This window comes from Arcicella rigui (assembly GCF_034929435.1).
Classification (GTDB): domain Bacteria; phylum Bacteroidota; class Bacteroidia; order Cytophagales; family Spirosomataceae; genus Arcicella; species Arcicella rigui.
This window is the reverse complement of sequence record NZ_JAYFUM010000008.1, coordinates 203,471-223,136: the sequence shown is the minus strand read 5'-3', so window position 1 is coordinate 223,136 and position 19,666 is coordinate 203,471. Positions and strand designations below refer to the sequence as shown.

General features: G+C 35.7%; 13 protein-coding genes. 10 read left to right on the top strand and 3 right to left on the bottom strand.

The genetic code is table 11. From position 1 onward, the window contains the following. Positions 1-115 precede the first annotated feature (115 nt). Together aac(6') and VB248_RS08515 are read right to left on the bottom strand one after the other, a co-directional pair. On the bottom strand, positions 116-553 hold the full coding sequence (gene aac(6') / locus VB248_RS08520) for an aminoglycoside 6'-N-acetyltransferase (protein ID WP_323296334.1): 438 nt from the start codon (positions 551-553) through the stop codon (positions 116-118). 156 nt (positions 554-709) lie between these two features. Beyond that, on the bottom strand, positions 710-1,612 hold the full coding sequence (locus tag VB248_RS08515) for a 1-aminocyclopropane-1-carboxylate deaminase/D-cysteine desulfhydrase (RefSeq protein WP_323296333.1): 903 nt from the start codon (positions 1,610-1,612) through the stop codon (positions 710-712). Between the two features lie 40 nt (positions 1,613-1,652). Between VB248_RS08515 and VB248_RS08510 the strand changes: the two genes are divergently transcribed. From VB248_RS08510 to VB248_RS08500, 3 genes are all read left to right on the top strand, one after another. Further along, positions 1,653-2,672 (top strand): RluA family pseudouridine synthase, encoded by a 1,020-nt coding sequence (locus VB248_RS08510; RefSeq protein WP_323296332.1) that lies wholly within the window; start codon positions 1,653-1,655, stop codon positions 2,670-2,672. Positions 2,673-2,924: 252 nt separating this feature from the next. Beyond that, positions 2,925-3,374, top strand: coding sequence for a GNAT family N-acetyltransferase (locus tag VB248_RS08505; RefSeq protein ID WP_323296331.1), 450 nt, complete (start codon positions 2,925-2,927; stop codon positions 3,372-3,374). Positions 3,375-3,711: 337 nt separating this feature from the next. Further along, a complete protein-coding gene (locus tag VB248_RS08500) occupies positions 3,712-7,482 on the top strand; it encodes a hydantoinase B/oxoprolinase family protein (RefSeq protein WP_323296330.1) in 3,771 nt (1,256 codons plus the stop codon). 113 nt (positions 7,483-7,595) lie between these two features. On the opposite strand, the gene VB248_RS08495 is transcribed toward VB248_RS08500, so the two are convergent. Then, on the bottom strand, positions 7,596-8,612 hold the full coding sequence (locus VB248_RS08495) for a GntR family transcriptional regulator (RefSeq protein WP_323296329.1): 1,017 nt from the start codon (positions 8,610-8,612) through the stop codon (positions 7,596-7,598). A 601-nt stretch (positions 8,613-9,213) separates the two neighbouring features. Between VB248_RS08495 and VB248_RS08490 the strand changes: the two genes are divergently transcribed. From VB248_RS08490 to VB248_RS08460, 7 genes are all read left to right on the top strand, one after another. Further along, positions 9,214-9,537 carry a hypothetical protein gene (locus VB248_RS08490; protein ID WP_323296328.1) on the top strand — a complete coding sequence of 108 codons (324 nt, stop codon included), beginning with the start codon at positions 9,214-9,216 and terminating at the stop codon, positions 9,535-9,537. Positions 9,538-9,847: 310 nt separating this feature from the next. Continuing rightward, on the top strand, positions 9,848-12,343 hold the full coding sequence (locus VB248_RS08485; protein ID WP_323296327.1) for a YbcC family protein: 2,496 nt from the start codon (positions 9,848-9,850) through the stop codon (positions 12,341-12,343). Positions 12,344-12,352: 9 nt separating this feature from the next. Then, complete coding sequence (locus VB248_RS08480) at positions 12,353-14,221, top strand: proton-conducting transporter transmembrane domain-containing protein (protein WP_323296326.1); 1,869 nt, start codon at positions 12,353-12,355, stop codon at positions 14,219-14,221. A gap of 63 nt (positions 14,222-14,284) precedes the next feature. Continuing rightward, on the top strand, positions 14,285-15,871 hold the full coding sequence (locus VB248_RS08475; protein WP_323296325.1) for a SulP family inorganic anion transporter: 1,587 nt from the start codon (positions 14,285-14,287) through the stop codon (positions 15,869-15,871). 77 nt (positions 15,872-15,948) lie between these two features. Beyond that, on the top strand, positions 15,949-17,268 hold the full coding sequence (locus VB248_RS08470) for a hypothetical protein (protein WP_323296324.1): 1,320 nt from the start codon (positions 15,949-15,951) through the stop codon (positions 17,266-17,268). 334 nt (positions 17,269-17,602) lie between these two features. Next, entirely contained in the window at positions 17,603-17,935 is a 333-nt protein-coding gene (locus VB248_RS08465) for a hypothetical protein (protein WP_323296323.1), read from the top strand. Positions 17,936-18,061: 126 nt separating this feature from the next. After that, positions 18,062-19,654 carry a SulP family inorganic anion transporter gene (locus tag VB248_RS08460; protein WP_323296322.1) on the top strand — a complete coding sequence of 531 codons (1,593 nt, stop codon included), beginning with the start codon at positions 18,062-18,064 and terminating at the stop codon, positions 19,652-19,654. The last annotated feature ends 12 nt before the right edge of the window (positions 19,655-19,666 follow it).

The window sequence follows — 19,666 nt, the reverse complement described above, 5'->3', positions numbered from 1 at the left end:
ATATATTGTTTTATACAAAAAGGGTTTAAAATACTGTTATCGGTATTTTAAACCCTTTTTGCATAATCAATAGTGAAAATACATGACTAAATGCTGGATGAAAATTGACTATTGATTAAAGATTTTTCACAAAACATACAATTCGATTTACTTCTTCAAAACCTGCTTTTTTATGAAAATCTATGGCTTTGGTGTTGTTCAGTTCGGTGTCTGATGCGAGTTGAGAACATCCCTTTTGTTTCGCCCAAAGTTCTGCCACGTTTATCAATTGTTTCCCGAATCCTTCACGCTGATAGGCAGCTTTTATATATAAAGCCTCAATGTAGGCAACAGGTAAATCGTCTGTTCCTTCAACATAATCATGTCGAAGGGTCAGGTGAATAAATCCGATATAAGTATTGTTTTCTTGTAAAAGATAGCAAATTTCATCATCAGCCTCAATGATATTTTTATAGGCTTCATACTCCTCTTCAAAATCACATTCAGTCCAAAATTCTAAAACAAGTTCAGTTAAATCTGTAAGATTATCCTGTGAAAGCTCTTCGATTTGCATAGTTTAGTATTTTATTAATGATGGTTTGAATGACCGAGAATAAGACAAGTAACGACAAGCCTAAGAGAATGTGAACGGTACATTTCAAAAATAGCCGTGATTTTTGGATAATTGATTAGACCAAAATCACGACTATTTTAATATTAATTATTGCTTCTACGAAGCATAACTTAACACAAAATTTTCTCGAAGTTCTTCACATCTTCCTTGTAACCCACCCGTATGTACGGCTACAATATTTGTGTTTCGAGGAAAATATCCTTTTTTGATTAAATCATAAATGCCAAACATCATTTTTCCTGTATAAACTTGCTCAAGTTGAATACTTGGGTTTCTCTCTTCAAAAGCTCTAATAAAAGAAATGAGTTCGGGCGTGGTTTTGGCATATCCGTCGAAATGGTACTGTTCGTTGAGTTCAAAATCTTTTTCAAAAGGCAAAATCTTTTCAATTTGTCCTTTCAATAAGCCTTTTCCTTTTAAAGAAGCAAAGCCAATGGCTTTAGAATTGCCTCTCAAGCCACTAACGATACCTGCCAACGTTCCGCCAGTACCAACTGCACTACAAACAAAATCGGGCTTGATTACCTCATAGATTTCATCCATCATTTCATTTACGCCTTTGATGGCTAAATGGTTAGTGCCGCCTTCGGGCAATACATAATACTTATCGCCGTACTGTTTGGTAAGTTTGTTCCTGAAACTGTAGTCCAGACGAGTGACGAAAATTAACTCCATTCCTTGTTCATGGGCAAACCTTAGCGTAGGGTTTGAGTACGGAGTAAGTTCATCACCTCTGATAATTCCGACGGTCTTGAAGCCAAATTCTTTTCCTGCGGCAGCGGTCGCATAAATGTGATTTGAATAAGCTCCACCGAAGGTCAGTAGTTTGTCATAACCCTGCAATCGGGCTTCGATGAGATTGAATTTTAACTTCCTCCATTTGTTCCCAGTGACTTCTGGATGGATTAAATCATCTCTTTTGAGATACAAATTTACACCATAAGGCGTAAGCAATGGGTCTTTTATTAATTCTAAAGGCGAGTGGGGTAATTGAAACATGGCGGTATTTGTTTAATTTTAGGTTTTTAATACCAAATATATGCAAGAAATAGAAGACGAAGAAGAAGAATTGTACCAACATCACCGTATAGAGGTGGACAAAGGACAAAGTTTACTGCGGATTGATAAATATTTAATGTCGAAACTGCAAAACGCTTCTCGCAATAAAATTCAGGATGCCATTGAGTCTGGGGCGGTGCGAGTGAACGATGTTATCATTAAAGCCAATTATAAAGTAAAACCTTTTGATATTATTACGGTTCTGTTGCCAGAACCGCCACGCAATACTGAAATTATTCCTCAGAATATTCCTTTAGATATTATTTACGAGGACGACGAATTGTTGGTAGTAAATAAACCTGCTGGAATGGTAGTACATCCTGCACATGGAAATTGGGAAGGTACTTTAGTAAATGCTTTGTTGTACCATTTCAAAAATTTGCCAACACATCGCAACGGCGAGATTCGTCCCGGTTTGGTGCATCGTATTGATAAAGATACTTCGGGTTTATTGGTAATTGCTAAAACTGATACAGCCATGACGCATTTAGCCAAACAGTTTTTCGACCACAGTATCGAGCGTACCTATAATGCTTTGATTTGGGGTGAACCAAAATCTGACGAAGGTACTATCACTGGACACGTAGGAAGAAGTTTGAAAGACCGCAAAATTATGACTGTTTTCCCAAATGGTGAAATGGGGAAAGAAGCCGTAACGCATTATAAAGTTTTAAAAAACCTGCGTTATGTGTCCTTAGTACAATGTAATTTAGAAACGGGTAGAACACACCAAATCAGGGTACATTTCAAACATATTGGTCATCCTTTGTTTAATGATATTACTTATGGTGGCGATAGAATTTTGCGTGGAACGGTTTTCTCGAAGTATGAACAATTTGTAAATAATTGTTTTAAAATTTGTCCGAGACAAGCCCTTCATGCCAAATCTTTGGGTTTTATACATCCCAAAACGGGAGAATTTTTACAATTCGATACCGAACTTCCCGAAGAAATGCAACAAGTAATTCAGAAATGGGATACTTATGTGAATAATGAGTAAGATGAGTTAAGAATTAGTAGTTTACGAGGAATTTTAAATGGCTGATTTAGGATTTCAGATGTCGGTTTTCGGTTTTTTAAAAAGAATGTCATTATATAAAATTTCCGAAATCCAAAATTCAAAATAGCTTTTACAATTTTTAATACTAATGGTGAAGATTTTGATTGGTAGTTTATGAAATATAAAAAATACTAATCACTTTTTACTAATTACTATTTAAGGCGATTTTTCATTTTAAAAAATTATATACTGATGTCAGTTATTATCAGAAAAGGTGTTCGTGAAGACGTACCTGTGATGTTTGAGTTGATTAAAGAATTAGCCCTTTATGAAAAAGCTCCAGATGAAGTAACCAATACCGTTGAGCAAATGTATATTGACGGTTTTGGCGAAAATCCAATTTTTGGTTCAATCGTAGCCGAGTATGAAGGTGAAGTAGTAGGAATGGCTTTATATTATTATCGCTATTCTACTTGGAAAGGCAAGCGTTTGTATTTAGAAGATTTGATAGTTTCTGAAAAAATGCGTGGCAAAGGTATGGGCGAAAAGCTTTTAGAAGCCATAATCCAACAAGGAAAAGACGACGCTTGTACAGGAATCATGTGGCAAGTATTAGATTGGAACGAGTCTGCCATTAATTTCTACAAAAAATTCGGAACAAGAATGGATGGAGAATGGATTAATGTGCATTTAGATTTTTGATTTTTTGGGACTTTAGGACTGGAGGACTTGAAGACTTTAGGTTTTGAGATTTTATGACTGAAGGACTTGAAGACTTTAGGATTTTTGGACTTTAGGACTTGGAGGGGCTGATATTCAGATGCTCCTATAATATGAGTTAATCCAAATACAGTTTAGTACTCTTAAAACTCTCTGTTTCTAGAATCTTAAAGTAGTAAAATCTCAAAATCTTTAAGTCTCAAAATACTAAAGTCTTCTAATCATAAAGTCCTAAAGTCCAAAAATCTTCAAGTCTTTAACTCCTAAAGTCCTCCAGTCCTAAAGTCTTTAAGTCCAAAAATCCTAAAGTCTTCTAAAAATGCAAAAAACCTACAAAATTTCAATAGATACTGGTGGCACTTTTACTGATTGTGTTGCTACTGATAACGACAGACTGGATTATCGTTACAAAATCTTGTCGAACAGTTCTTTGCGTGGAGAAATCGTTGAACAATTAAGTCCAGTTTTGTTCAAAGTAAAAGCCGCTTGGTTTCTCAAAAGAGATATTCTCAAAGGCTATACTTTACAAATTCTGAATGATACTTTTCAAGCAAAAGTATTGTCCTTTGAAGTCGAGACAAATCTATTAAGTATCGATACTCCTTTGCCCGAAAGGTTTCACAAGCAAGTATTAAGCTTTTCCCTCACTGCCTTTGAAGAAGCCCCCGTTTTAGGTGCAAGATTAATTACGCAAACAGGATTAGCCGAAACCTTTCCGCCAATTCAAATGAGAATTGGTTCTACCAAAGGCACAAATGCTCTTTTGGAGCAAAAAGGAGCAAAGACCGCTTTTTTTGTAACTGAAGGATTTAAAGATTTATTGGTGATTGGCAATCAGTCTCGACCAGATATTTTTGCTTTGAATATCCTTCGTCCCGAACCATTGTATAGCGAAGTAATCAGCGTAAAAGAGCAGATAGATAAAGACGGGAAAGTCATTAAAGCCATAGATACTTCATCGCTTGAAAGCCAAGCCCAAAGATTACTGAATGAAGGATTTACGGCTGTTGCCGTTTGTTTCAAAAATGCTTATCGCAATGATATTCATGAAAAAACAGCACAAGCCATACTCGGTAAATATTTTCAATTCATCAATATTTCTACTGAATTAAGTAAGCAAATCAAATTTTTGAATCGGGCAGAAACTACGGTAGTAAACGCCTATCTTTCGCCGATTATCAAAACTTATATTCAAAACATCAGTTCGCAAATTCCTGACAAGCATTTTAAAGTAATGACCAGTGCAGGAAGTTTGGTGAATGCCCATCATTTTCATCCTAAAGATAGTTTGTTTTCTGGACCAGCAGGGGGCGTAGTAGGTGCGTCTGTGATTGCCAAAGCGACAGGTTTTCAGAAAATCATCACCTTTGATATGGGTGGAACAAGTACAGACGTAGCTCGCTATGATGGAAATTTCGATTATCAATTTTCTCAAAAAATTGGTAACGCACAGATTTTCAGTCCTTCGCTGGCTATTGAAACGGTTGCCGCAGGCGGAGGTTCAATTTGTTCTTATGATGGCTTCAAACTAAGTGTTGGCCCAGAAAGTGCGGGTTCAATGCCCGGCCCAGCTTGTTATGGTGCTGGTGGCGAACTGACGATTACCGATGTAAATTTATTATTAGGTCGATTAGACATTCAACAATTTAGTATTCCTGTTTTTCCGATTAAAGCCGAACAAAAATTAGCGGAATTACTCGATAGCATTAGCTTGAAAACTGGGAAAAAAGTAGCTAAAGAAGAAATCTTGGAAGGCTTACGAGCCATTGCCAACGAAAAAATGGCTGAGACCGTTCGTAAGATTTCCATCGCCAAAGGCTACGCTCTTGATGATTACGCCTTAGTCGCTTTTGGTGGAGCTGGCGGTTTACACGCTTGCGGAATTGCTAATTTGTTGAACATCAATACTATTTTATTACCGAAAGATGCTGGCTTACTTTCAGCATTCGGTATTTCAAAAGCTCATGTAGAACGTTTTGCAGAAGTATCTATTCTTGAAATTTTTACAGAAAACTTGTCAGAAACTTTAGCTCAATCTTTCAAAAAAGCTGAAGAAGAAGTAATGCTACAATTAGAAAATGATGGCATCGAACGTTCTAATATTCATTTCAAAAATCATTATTTGTACTTGCGTTTCAAAGGTCAAGATTCAAGTATTGAAATAGAATGGCAGGGTTTTGACGAAGTTTTGGAGGCTTTTAAAAGTAAGTATAAAGCAATTTTTGGACATTGGATTGAAAGCAGAGCCATCGAAGTTGAAAGTATTAGAGTAATTGCCAGCGAGCAATCAGAGGAAGAAGAAAACTTTTTAAGTGAAAACATAGAAGTTTATCAGCCCGAAGCATCCCATTTTGTGAAGGCTTATTTCAATCAACAATGGGAAATGGTGCCTGTTTATTTAAGAGAAAATTTACAAGCGGGTGCAGTGATAAATGGTTTTGCTTTATTACTCGACCGTTTCAGTACGACCGTAATAGAACAAGGTTGGGAATTGACCGTAGATGCCAAAGGCACGGCAATTATTCAGAAAGAAAGCGAAAATTTACTTTCGCTCGAAATCAATAATCAGGAAACTCAGCTTGAATTATTTACCAATCGTTTCATGTCTATTGCCGAAAATATGGGTGTTTTATTGCAAAGAACCGCCCTTTCGGTGAATGTAAAAGAACGCTTAGATTTCTCTTGTGCTTTGTTAGATGCCCAAGGCGAACTCATTGCCAACGCTCCTCATATTCCAGTGCATTTGGGTAGTTTGGGTGTATGTGTGCGAAGTGTTTTGAAACAAATTGATATTCAGGAAGGCGACGTAGTTATCACCAATCATCCTAAATTTGGCGGTTCACATTTACCTGATGTTACTTTGATTTCTTCGGTTTATAGTGCTGAAAAACAATTGATTGGCTATGTGGTAAACCGTTGTCATCATTCCGAAATTGGCGGAATTCGTCCTGCTTCAATGCCACCTTATTCCAAGAATTTAGCCGAAGAAGGAGTCGTGATTTCGCCGATGTATTTAGTGAAAAATGGCGAAATACAGTGGAACAGTATCACAGAGATTTTGACCAATGCTACTTTTCCAACTCGTGCCTTAGAAGAAAATTTAGCCGATTTGAATGCAGCTTTAGCCGCAAATCGTAATGGCGAAGAAGCCTTACAAGCTTTAGTAAAAGAACACGGATTGGAAAAAGTACATTTTTATATGAATCGTTTGAAGACTTATTCTGAAAGTAGAATGAGAGAAAAACTTCAACAATTTGGTAGAGGTGTCTATAAAGCTGAGGAGTTTTTGGATAATAATGCCCCTTTGAAAGTACAAGTAAGCATTGAAGAAAATCACTGCACAATTGATTTTACAGGAAGTGCCAACACCGATTCTGGGAATCTAAACGCCAATATTGCCATCGTGAATTCTGTGGTAATTTATGTTTTGAGATTATTACTCAACGAAAAAATACCTTTGAACGACGGTATTTTAAAAGCCGTTGAGTTAATCATCCCAGAAAAATCTATTTTGAATCCTGAGTATTCAGATAATCCAGCGGAATGTCCTGCGGTAGTTGGTGGCAATGTAGAATTGAGTCAACGCCTAACCGATACTTTGCTAAAAGCTTTTGGCATTGTAGCCAGTTCGCAAGGAACGATGAATAATTTCTTATTTGGCAATGCTAACTTTGGCTATTACGAAACAATTTGTGGCGGTAGTGGGGCAGGAGAGGGCTTCAATGGTACTTCTGGGGTTCATACGCACATGACCAATACTCGCATTACCGATGCTGAAATTATGGAATTGCGTTATCCTGTTTACTTAAACCGTTTTGAAATTCGAGAAGATTCTGCGGGAGAAGGTAAGTACAAAGGAGGTGAGGGAATTATCAGAGAAGTAACTTTTCTGGAAGAAGTAGAAATTTCTTTGCTTCGTCAGCATTTAAAAACCCAACCTTATGGTATCAAAGGCGGAAAAGCTGGACAAGCAGGAAAACATATTTTGAACAGAAAAGACGGTACTTCTACAACCGATAATGAAGTAACTGCCAAAACGGGCGATAAGCTTACGATTTGGACACCTGGCGGAGGTGGTTTTGGAAATTAAAATAAAAAAAGTATTTCCAAAGGCTTGAAATAGTTGTTTGGAAATACTTTTTTTAATGCAAATAACTGATAATTAGGATTTTGAAGTACTAATCACCAATCACTATTTACTAACTACAATGAATTCCTTTTAATAAAATAACTTTTATTCACAAATCGACCTTTTTGTCTTGAGAGAATCATTTGTGCTGCTCGTTTTCCCATCAGTGAAAAATCATTTGAAATTACTGAAACGCCTTCTGCCAAAATTTCTTTGATTGGCGTATCATCATACGAAATCAGACCAATGTCTTGGCCCAGTTTCCATCCTTTTTTATTCGCCCAATTGATGAATCGCACTAAATCATTTTCTCTGAAAACTAAATAGGCATGGTCTTTTTGGAGGTGTTCTTCTTCTTCTAAATCTGAAATAATTTCATAAGCAATTTGATTTTCGTTACAAAACTTTTCAAAACCCTGAATAATTCCCACAGGAGTATATTGGAAACTTTTGCTACTGAGTACCAACGAAAAGGTTTCATATTTTTGAACCAAAGGCTTTGCTTCGTTCAGTCCTGAGTAAATATTTTTCTTGAAATCTTGACACAAGATTGAGTAATCTGAACCAAAACTTGGCACGTCGATGTCTAAAATTAACAGTTTTTCTTTAGGTATTTTTTGTAAAATATTACTTACATCTTCGTTGAAATGGGGCATTACTACGTAATAATTATATGAACCTAAGTGGTTGATAATTAAGTTTTCAAATACTTTGAAATTGTGATGATGAAAGAAAATGTTTACAGAAACATCTTCGCCCAACTCATTTACTAAATTATCGTACAAAATTTCTTTATAAGGTGTAAGGGCATCAAATAAAACAAATATGTTGAGCTGGCTACGAGTATCAGTATTCGATACATAAAAGCCTTTGCCATGATGTGAAGTAATAATTCCTTTTTCCCTAAGCTCGTCATAAGCTTTTGCCACCGTCATACGTGCCATGCCAAAGGTTTGTGAAACCTCGTTGATAGAAGGCAATTGTTTCCCTTTTACTAACTCACCTTCTTCAATAGCATTAATGATGTATTCAATAAGTTGTTGGAATTTAGGCTTGCTGGAGTTTGCTTCAATAGCAATAATGTTTTTCATTGACTATGGTGATAATATTGAGGTAATTACAGCAAATTAACAATAATTTTTTTCACAGCTAACATTCTCAACTTCTTTTTGATAATTTGGTTCAAAAAAAAATAAAAAAATTTTGAAACGATTTTTTTTTAATTAAATTTGTATCAACTTTAATTAGCATAGTATAGCATTGTTCTGGTTTATCCCAAAAATCATTCTTGCTCAACGATATTTGATAGCCCAAACCAACAAGTTGGTTAATGCTTTAAGTTTTTTGTTTATAAAAATGGTTAATGGTGTACAGTGTCTGTCGGAGACATAAACTTGTCTCCGCAGGCAATTGTCTTTAATCAAATGCCTTTCTTTAGTCTTTTATCTCTGAATATTTAACATATAGAAACTACTTGGATGCCAAGTAGTTTTTTTTTGCTTTAGATTGTCTTATTGATATTTTAATAAAATTTTACATAAATCAAAGAATTGTTTAATTTATGTAAAATAATTTATATAAAATTAGTGTTATTTCAATATGAAAATCATAAATTGGCACAGTTATCTTCCGTGCCAGTTCAGATTAACAAAGAATAGTTATATGAGGTTTTTCAAAATACTTTTTTTGTTGTTGCTTATAAGCTTCAAATTCATTGCTTCGCCAGTGAGTCTTGGAAGAAATTTGCACGACTTGAATAGCAAAAAGTATTTTTTCAAACAAGCACTCGAAAACTCTAAAACTCAATTATTTGGAACAGAGTTTAGCGAAAGCGAAGAAACTAATGAAGATACCAAAGACCTTGATGTTATTGTAAAAGTAGGTCTTGCCTTCAGTATCTTTTTTTCATTTCATGCCTTATTATTACGTTTAACGTATTTACCTTCTTGGGCTTTTTCTTCAAAAAGTCATTCTTGTCAGCAACTTTTTGTGTTGTTTCTTAATTTTCGTATCTGATATTCTTGGCCGTGTTCATCATTGATGATGATTGCGATGTTGCTTTTCTGGCTGTCGTAGCTACTCTTCGTTGCGTTGCTCAAAATTTGAGGTTTTTTGCTACGCTCTTTACAAATTCCAAAAACAATCAATAAAAAAATATTAAATCAAGCCACTGAGTCTGATGTAGATTTTGCTATGCACTGAATCTTCGTATGGCGAGTACTTGATGATTTGAATGTATGAACTTTTGCCCAAAACTTGTTTCAAGTTTCAGCGAATCGTTTGTACACAATTTTGCGGTAGTCTTAATTAAAATTATAGTACTTGTATGAAACCACATAATTCATCTTTCGATGAGCATGAAATTCTCCATGAACTAAAGCATTTTTTACCGGCACAAGCTCCGTTAAAAGACTTTGTTCATCACAACACGCTTCATGCTTTTCAACATCTTAAATTTTATAAAGCTATTGTTAAGGCTTCTAAGATTTTTGGCTATAAAGTATTCCTGACTTTAGACGAGTTTAGGGAACTTTATCAAACTAAAAAAATTGATGACAAGGTCTTAGACCGCATGATTATTCAACGTAAAGGAGTACATGCACTCGACGAGTGGAAAGAAAAAGTGCTTAATCATGAATATGATACTTATAATACTCCAAGAATTGGTTTGTTGAGAGCCAACTGGAAAAAAGTACATCATATTGATATGGATTTGTTGGTGCATCCTATTTTGTTTAGAATCCTTTGTAGTTTTCTCGACCAAGGAATTTCAATCTGGAGTTTCCCCAACATTCATAAAGGTTTCTTGGCTTCTATCAGAGAAATGGAACGTAATACGTTTACAAGTTTCTTTAAAACAGAAAGAGCCAGAGAATTACTTTTGAAAGGACACTGTAAAATTGAAGATTTACTGAAAATATTAGTGGGCAATGAGGCTCTGTTTAAACAATATTTATTCGACCAACAATTTGCACATCAAGGTTGGTCGGGGATGGTTTCAGTGGTTGAAGATGCTCCGCAAACTTTGTTGGATCGTAAACATATTTCAACCCATGATTTAATCATTTTTGAATTATTGCTTGAAATTGATGCTCTTGATTATAAGTTCGGGCAAAACTGGGCACCTTTAGGAGCAACTTTTCATGAAAAAATGCCAGATATTTTTGCAGAAGTACATGAAACAGAATTGAGCCAAGTACTGATGATGTGGCAAGATGCTTTTGAGTGGACTTATTACGACCAAGTATTGAAAGGTTTGAAAGTAGAGAAAACACCAAAAGCACAGCCGAAGTCAAAGAGTTTTCAGGCTTTATTTTGTATTGACGACCGTGAATGTTCAATTCGTAGGTATCTTGAAAAAATAGATGAAAACTGTGAGACTTTTGGTACACCCGGCTTTTTTGGAATTGAATTTTACTATCAGCCAGAACACGCCAATTCTTATACCAAGCAATGTCCAGCACCTGTTACGCCAAAGTATTTAATTAAGGAAGTAGGGACAAAGCAAAAAATCAATAAAGACGCACACTTTACCAAACATACGCATTCATTGGTAAGAGGCTGGTTGATTTCGCAAACACTTGGTTTCTGGTCGGCGTTTCGTTTGTTCGTAAATATTTTTAAACCTTCGATGAGTGCTGCGTCGGTGTCTTCATTCAAACACATGGATAAGCATTCGACTCTTACAGTTGAACATACACACGAAGACCACCGCAAAGATGGTTTACAAGTAGGTTTTACGGTAGAAGAGATGGCTCAACGTATCGAAGCACTGCTTAGAAGTATTGGTTTGGTAAAAGATTTTGCTCCTATCGTTTATGTAGTAGGTCATGGAGCAAGTAGTGTAAACAACACACATTATGCTGGTTATGACTGCGGAGCTTGTTGTGGGCGTCCTGGTTCTGTTAATGCACGAGTAGCCAGTTATATGGCAAATCATAAAGGCGTAAGAGCCATTTTAGCTAAAAATGGCATTGTTATTCCAGATGAAACCCAGTTTGTAGGAGCATTGCACGATACTACTCGTGATGAAATTGAGTTTTACGACGAGCAAATTCTTTCACAGAAAAATGCAGCCGACCATTTGATAAATGAAAAAATCTTTATGGAAGGTTTGGATTTGAACGCTAAAGAACGCTCAAGAAGATTCGAGTCGATTGATACTTCATTAGACCTTCAAAAAGTACATGATAAAATTCGTCTTCGTTCGGTTTCATTGTTTGAACCAAGACCAGAATTAAATCATGCTACCAATGCTATTTGTATTGTTGGAAGAAGAGAATTATCGAAAGATTTATTCTTGGACAGAAGAGCCTTCATGAATTCTTATAATTATAAAGTTGACCTCGATGGCAAGTACTTGTTTAATATTTTAAAAGCAGCTGCACCAGTTTGTGGAGGTATCAATTTGGAATATTATTTCTCAAGAGTAGATAATCAGAAATTAGGAGCAGGAACTAAACTTCCCCATAACGTAATGGGCTTGTTTGGAGTAGCCAACGGAATTGATGGTGACTTGCGTCCGGGTTTACCAAGTCAAATGATTGAAGTACACGACCCAATTCGTATGCTTTTCATTGTTGAACATTTCCCAGAAGTAGTGTTAGAAACAATTCAGAGAGCTCCAGAAACTTATGAATGGTTCAGTAACGAATGGGTGCATTTGGTGGCTGTAAATCCTGAAACTCAAGAATTATTCACTTTCAAAGATGGCAGGTTTGTGCACTATCACCCACTTCGAGAAAGTATTGAAGCAATGGCTGAATTAGAGCCTTTATTCGAAACACATCAAGAAAATATTCCAGTTTATTTAATCAAATAAGAATACAATATGACTCAGATACTTCAAATTTTTATTCTTATACCCGTCATAGGTTTTATTATAAGTTTATTAATTCCTGCTAAAAAGGAAGGCGTACTTTCGTGGGTGGCATTCTCGACAGTAGGGCTATATTTATTATTTTTTATTACTTTTTTAGGCTTTTGGTTTGTGGACGGACATCCTACACTCAACCTCAAGGAAATTGTACTTTTCAAATCAAAAGAATATGAATTCTTGATAGACTTTTGCTTTGATAAAATTACGGTGGTGTACTTATTAGTTGGTGCTTTTCTTACTTTCTTAGTAACGATTTACAGCCGTTATTATCTTCACCGTGAGAAAGGCTACAAACGTTTTTTCAATACCATTTTGTTTTTCTATATCGGCTTCAACATCGCTATTTTATCAGGCAATTTTGAAACTTTATTTATCGGTTGGGAAATTTTGGGTATTTCATCCTTCTTATTGATTGCCTTTTACAGAGACAGATATTTACCTGTAAAAAATGCTATCAAAGTATTTTCGGTGTATAGAATTGGCGATATTGGTTTGATACTTGCCATGTGGGCGAGCCACCATTTATTTCACGAGAATATCACTTTCTTGAAATTATTGAATGATGAATTAGTAAGCGAGCATTTGCAAAACCACAGTTTTATCGGTGTCTTTATTTCATTGATGATTTTGGTAGCGGCTTCTGCCAAATCTGCTCAATTACCTTTTTCATCTTGGTTGCCGAGAGCAATGGAAGGTCCAACGCCATCAAGTGCTATTTTCTATGGCTCTTTATCGGTGCATTTAGGCGTATTCTTATTGTTAAGAACTTTTCCTTTCTGGGAACATCAAACTTCAGTTAGAGTACTAATTGCTTTATTAGGTTTATCAACCAGTATTGTAGCTTCTACCATTGCCAGAGTACAGTCTTCTGTAAAAAGTCAGATTGCTTATGCTTCAATCGCCCAAATTGGTCTGATTTTCATTGAAGTATCCGCAGGTTTTGAAGTATTAGCATTGTTTCACTTTGCAGGAAATGCATTCTTGAGAACTTACCAATTATTGGTTTCTCCTTCGGTGGTGAGTTATATGATTCGTGAGCAATTCTACAATTATGTACCTCGTCCGCAAACTATTGAAGATTCATTTCCTAAAAAAATAGAGTACTCTATTTATGTAATGAGTTTGAAAGAATGGAATTTAGACTTATTCATGGATTACATCGTTTGGATTCCACTCAAAAAAGTAGGTAGAAAGTTAGACTTCCTTACGGTAAATAAATTGCTGCTACTTTTTATTCCTGCCTATGTCATTGCTTTTGTTTTGCTGTTCAATCAAGGCAGTTTAACGCCTTTGTTGCATCAATATTTACCGAGTTCATTTGCTTTGATTGGCTTGGTAATGGTTTTGAAATCTTTTTCGGAAAGAAAAAGCCCAAGAATGAGCTGGCTTTTAATATTGATGAATCACTTTTGGATTGCCTTAGCGATTTCTTTCAATGAACATTTCCAAACAGAAGAAGCTATTTTTTATCTCAGCGGAATCGTCATTATGGGTTTGATTGGCTATTTAACTTTAGGTCGATTAGTTTCTTTAGAAGGAAGCGTTGACTTGAATGGTTTTAGTGGTCATGCTTACGAGCATCCAAAATTGGCGATGGTGTTTTTGTGGGCTTGTTTAGGTGTAACGGGTTTCCCAATTACTTCTACTTTTATTGGCGAAGACTTAATCTTTAGTCATATCCACGAAGACCAAATTTTCCTTGCCTTCTTTATTTCATCAAGTTTCATTATTGGTGGTATTTCAGTGATTCGACTTTATGCTCGAATTTTTCTTGGGCCACACATCAAAACGTATCACGAAATTCCTTATAAATCTTCATAGCATACCAATTAGTCATTTAATCCCTAAAAATTATAACGTATTCAAAGTACAAACATTAAAAAAATGGAAGCAAATAATAAATTAAAGACTCCACTTGATGGGTTAGCAGGCTTGAAAGAGAATTTCTCTACGGATGCAGTATCAGGCTTTATTGTATTCCTTTTAGCACTTCCGCTAAGTTTAGGAATTGCCAAAGCTTCTGAGTTTCCCCCAATTATGGGTTTAGTTTCCGCAATTATTGGAGGTATCGTAGTCAGTTTCTTGATGGGTTCAAGATTAACAATCAAAGGTCCTGCGGCAGGTTTAATTGTAATTGTGGCAGGTGCTGTTAATGAATTTGGTGGAGGCGAAACGGGCTGGCATTTAGCTTTAGGTGCAATGGTAGTAGCAGGTTTAGTACAGATAGTATTTGGTGTATTAAAACTTGGAAAATTAGCCGATTTCTTTCCACTTTCAGCAATTCACGGAATGTTGGCTGCGATTGGTTTAATCATTATCGCTAAACAAATTCCAGTATTATTAGATGTTGCTCCAGCAATGACAAAAGGAAAAGGGCCGCTTGAATTAATTGCTTCTATTCCCACTTTCATTGCTAATCTCGACCCTAAAGCCACAGCCATTGGTGTTGTTTGTTTAGCCATTATGCTTTGTTGGCCAATGATTAAAAATCCAATTATCAAGAAAATTCCTGCTCCTTTAGTAGTATTAATTATAGCGATTCCGGCTGAATTAGCGATGGATTTTCAAACTACTGAACCTGCTTACGCTTTAGTACACATTGGTAATTTGTTAGAAAATATTAAAATCAATGTTGATTTTGGAGGATTTGCTCAAACAGGCTTGTTTATAAAATACGTAGTGATGTTTGCTTTGGTGGGTACTTTAGAGTCTTTGCTTACCGTAAAAGCGATTGATATGTTAGATCCATACCGTCGTAAATCGGATGCTAACAAAGATTTAATAGCCGTAGGTGTTGGTAATACTTTAGCCGCTATTTTGGGTGGTTTACCAATGATTTCAGAAGTAGCTCGTAGTTCGTCGAATGTGAATAATGGTGCAAAAACACGTTGGGCAAACTTTTTCCACGGATTTTTCATTTTAGGTTTCGTTTTGTTAGCCTCACATTTAATTGAATTAATTCCGAATACAGCTTTAGCGGCTATGTTGATTACTGTGGGTATTAAATTGGCTCATCCAAAAGAGTTTGTACATACTTTCAATATTGGTAAAGAACAATTATCAATCTTTTTGATTACGATTTTCTTTACTTTATACGAAGATTTATTGGTAGGTATTGGTGCTGGTATTGCTTTGAAAATCATCATTCACTTGTTCAATGGTTTACCGCTTAGCTCATTATTCAAAGCTCCAACATTGGTTTCTTTTGAAGGAGATGAGTACTTGGTAGAAATCGACAAATCGGCGGTTTTCACTAACTACTTGGGCATTAAATCTAAATTGGATGCTATTCCTTCTGGATTTAATGTGACGATTGATTTGAAAAATACAAAAATAGTTGACCACTCTGTAATGGAAAACTTACACCATTTCGAGCATGACTATGTTGAAAATGGCGGTACAGTAAAAATTATAGGACTCGACGAGCATAAGCCTGTTTCTTCACATAAATTGGCGGCAAGAAAAGTTTAAGCTTGATACTCATTTTAGATTAATCATACAGAGTAGTCAATTGATTACTCTGTATCTCCAACATTCTCAGAATTTCCATGAAGAAAATACTTTTTCTCGTGGGTGGTCTTTTATTGTCCATCACGAGCTATACACAGACTTATAAAGACGGAAAATTTTATCTTAATCAAGACGGTTCACAATTTTTAAAAATGACTTTGATGAACCAAACTTGGCTACGCCACAATGAAAACAATCCTGGTTCAACAACCAACGGTTTTGATAAACCTTCTACTACTGATATCGGGATTCGTCGTTTGAGATTGCAATTGTTCGGGCAAATTTCCGACCGTACTTATATCTATTTACAGATTGGGCAAAACAATTTTAATGCTTTATCTGACCGCAAGCAGGGATTTTTTATCCATGATGCCCTTGGTGAATTTGCAGTGGTAAAAAATAAATTATCATTTGGTGGAGGTTTGACAGGTTGGAGTGGATTAGCTCGTTTTGCGGCAGCGGCTGTTGGTGGACAGTTGGGCGTAGATGCACCTTTGTATCAACAAGCAACTAATGACGTAACTGACCAATTTTTGAGAAAACTGAGCGTATATGCCAAAGGGAAACTCGGGGCTTTTGATTATCGTGTAGCGATTTCTGACCCAATGGCTATTCAAAAATCGGCAGGTTTTAATGCAGCTACGGCTTTGACGAAAAACTCAAACTTTTCGACAATGCCTCCTAAATTCCAAACACAAGGATATTTTCAGTATCAGTTTTGGGATAAAGAATCGAACATGAATCCCTATATGGTTGGTACATATCTGGGAACAAAGAAAGTATTCAATGTTGGGGCTGGCTTTATTTATCAGCCAGATGCCATGTGGCATTTAGCGGATAACGGAAAAGATACACTGAAAACTGCGATGACTTTACTGGCGGTAGATGTCTTTTATGATGCACCCATCAACAAAGAAAAAGGTACAGCTTTGAGTGCTTACGCAGCTTTTACTGATTACAATTTTGGTAAAAATTATATCAGAGAAAGTGGTCCTTTGAACCCTTCAACAGGGAATGCCAATGCCTCAGTAATGAATGGTGCTGGAAACAATGCCCCATTGTATGGCACAGGACAAACTTTGTATGGACAAGTAGGTTACAAAATGGCGAATAACTTAATGGGCAAAGCAGGTACTTTAATGCCCTACGCCAGTGTTCAATATTCGAATTATGAAAAACTCTCTGATGCAATGCTGTTTTATGATGCGGGGATAAACTGGCTATTATCAGGGCATACTTCTAAACTTACTTTGGCTTATCAGAGCCGACCTATTTTTACAAGTAATGCTGCTGGCGAGTATCACGCAACAGATAGAAAAGGAGGAGTAATCTTACAATATCAGGTGTTTTTTAATTAAGATATTACTAACACACCTTAATTTTTTAGTTTGTATGTGGTTTAATATTGGATTGGGTTGTCGGCTTCGGCAGCCCAATTTTGTTTATTTTATACTATCTTTACATTCACTGTTGGTTATTTTTTCTGCAAATCAATTAGTTAATTTTTGAATACGACGTTCAGTAGCTCTCTTACACACTTTTATTAAATTCATAATGTATAGATGTTTATCACTTTTTTTATAAAAACTTTTATTTAAAAGTGATAATTTCGGAAAGTCAATCTGTAATTGATTTTTAACAATGAATCCTAAAGCACACTTTCATATTTTTTTGCAAACAATTTGTTTGGTCTTGACCTTACACATAGTGGCTTTGAGTGTGGGAGGGAATGATTATTTACGCCTATTTTCTTCAAAAATTAAATTGACGAACGTAATCAGCAAAGTTGAAAACGAGCAAGATTCAGACACAAGCGATAACCTTCCTGAACTTGATAATGACGACGATTATCCAACTTTAGGGATAGTTTTACCTTTACAAGTATTTGAAAAATACCTTTTAGCGAATATTAGTCATCTACATTCTTCTATTTCTCTTTTCTCGGATTACTCCACCAAAATACTATTGGGTTTTTCTGACGTGATTTTACAACCCCCAAAAGTGACAAGCTGTTTTCTTTCCTAAAAAATTATTGATTTAATGGCAAATTATGTATTACGAACTTTAGTTTGTAATGGTAAAATATTGTATATCAGTATTTTATATTTTGCTATTCTCAAATCTTATTTATTTTCTGTTTCCAAAAAAATCATGTATAAACTAAAATATTATCAATTGTCTTTACTAAAAACAGATTGGAAATCTGGAATTTCCGTGTTTTTAGTAGCCTTACCGCTTTGTTTAGGAATTGCTTTGGCTTCTGGTGCACCGCTTTTTGCGGGCTTATTATCTGGAATCATCGCAGGAATCGTTGTTACTCTTTTGTCTGGCTCTGAAATTTCAGTGAGTGGACCAGCCGCAGGGCTTACTGTAATTGTGGCAACAGCTATCAAAGATTTAGGTTCATATCAAGGTTTTTTAGTAGCGGTAATTTTGGCAGGATTTTTACAAATTGCCTTGGGATATCTGAAAGCAGGCAGATTTAGTGCTTACTTTCCTGAGAGTGTTATTAAAGGAATGTTGGTAGCGATAGGTATGGTAATTATCCTCAAGCAAATTCCTCACGCCTTAGGCGACGATCAAGACTATGAAGGCGAGTTTGAGTTTGAACAAAGTTCTGATAATCAGAATACCATTACTGAATTAATTCGTTCGGTAATTGATTTCAACGATGGAGCTGTTTTAATTGCTATTACTTGTTTGGCTTTATTGATTGTATGGGATTTTGCCTCTAAAAAAAATATTACTTTTTTCAAGCTATTTCCATCAAGTTTAGCCGCCGTTTTGATGGGAGTAGGCATCAATGAATTATATAAACTTTATGCTCCTACTTTATATTTAGGCAATTCACCGATTCACATGGTGTCGATTCCTATTTTCAAGAATTTAAATGATTTCAGCAAAGCATTGGTTTTTCCTGATTTTTCATTTTTAACCAATCCTCAAATTTATAGCATTGCCATTACACTGGCAGTTGTGGCAAGTTTAGAATCCTTACTCAGCCTCGAAGCAGGCGATAGCATCGACCCACAAAAAAGAATTTCTTCATCTGATAAAGAATTAATTGCTCAAGGAGTAGGCAATACTTTGGCTGGCTTTTTAGGAGGCTTGCCTGTTACTTCGGTCGTTGTGCGTACTTCTGCCAATGTTTATTCTGGGGCAAAAACAAGAATGTCGTCTTTGGTACATGGATTTTTATTACTTGCCTCAGTGTTTCTGATTCCAAGCTTGATGAATAAAATTCCTTTATCAGCCTTGGCCGCCATTTTATTAATGGTAGGCTATAAATTAGCCAAGCCTTCTATTTTCTTTAAAGTTTACAAAGAAGGTTACGACCAATATATTCCTTTTGCTGTTACGGTACTTGTCATTATCTTCAAAGACCTACTTTTTGGCATCTTTATCGGTACTTTTGTAGGTTTACTTTTTGTGGTTTTTACCAATTTCCGCTCAGTAATTTCTGTTGTTCGTGATGGAAATAATGTACTGATAAAATTTAATAAGGATATTTCTTTCCTGAATAAACCCAGAATCAAGAATATTTTGATGGATTTGAAAGAAGGTGATGATGTTTTTATTGATGGCTCAAGAGCAAACTTTATCGACCACGATATTTATACCATGCTTTACGATTTCAAACGAAGTTCAAAAGCCAGAGGTATTGAACTTACTTTCAAAAAAGTAAACCGAAAAATACAAGGCGACATCAATCAGTATGAAGCAGATGTAGAAACACTGCATTAGACAGTAAAAAGG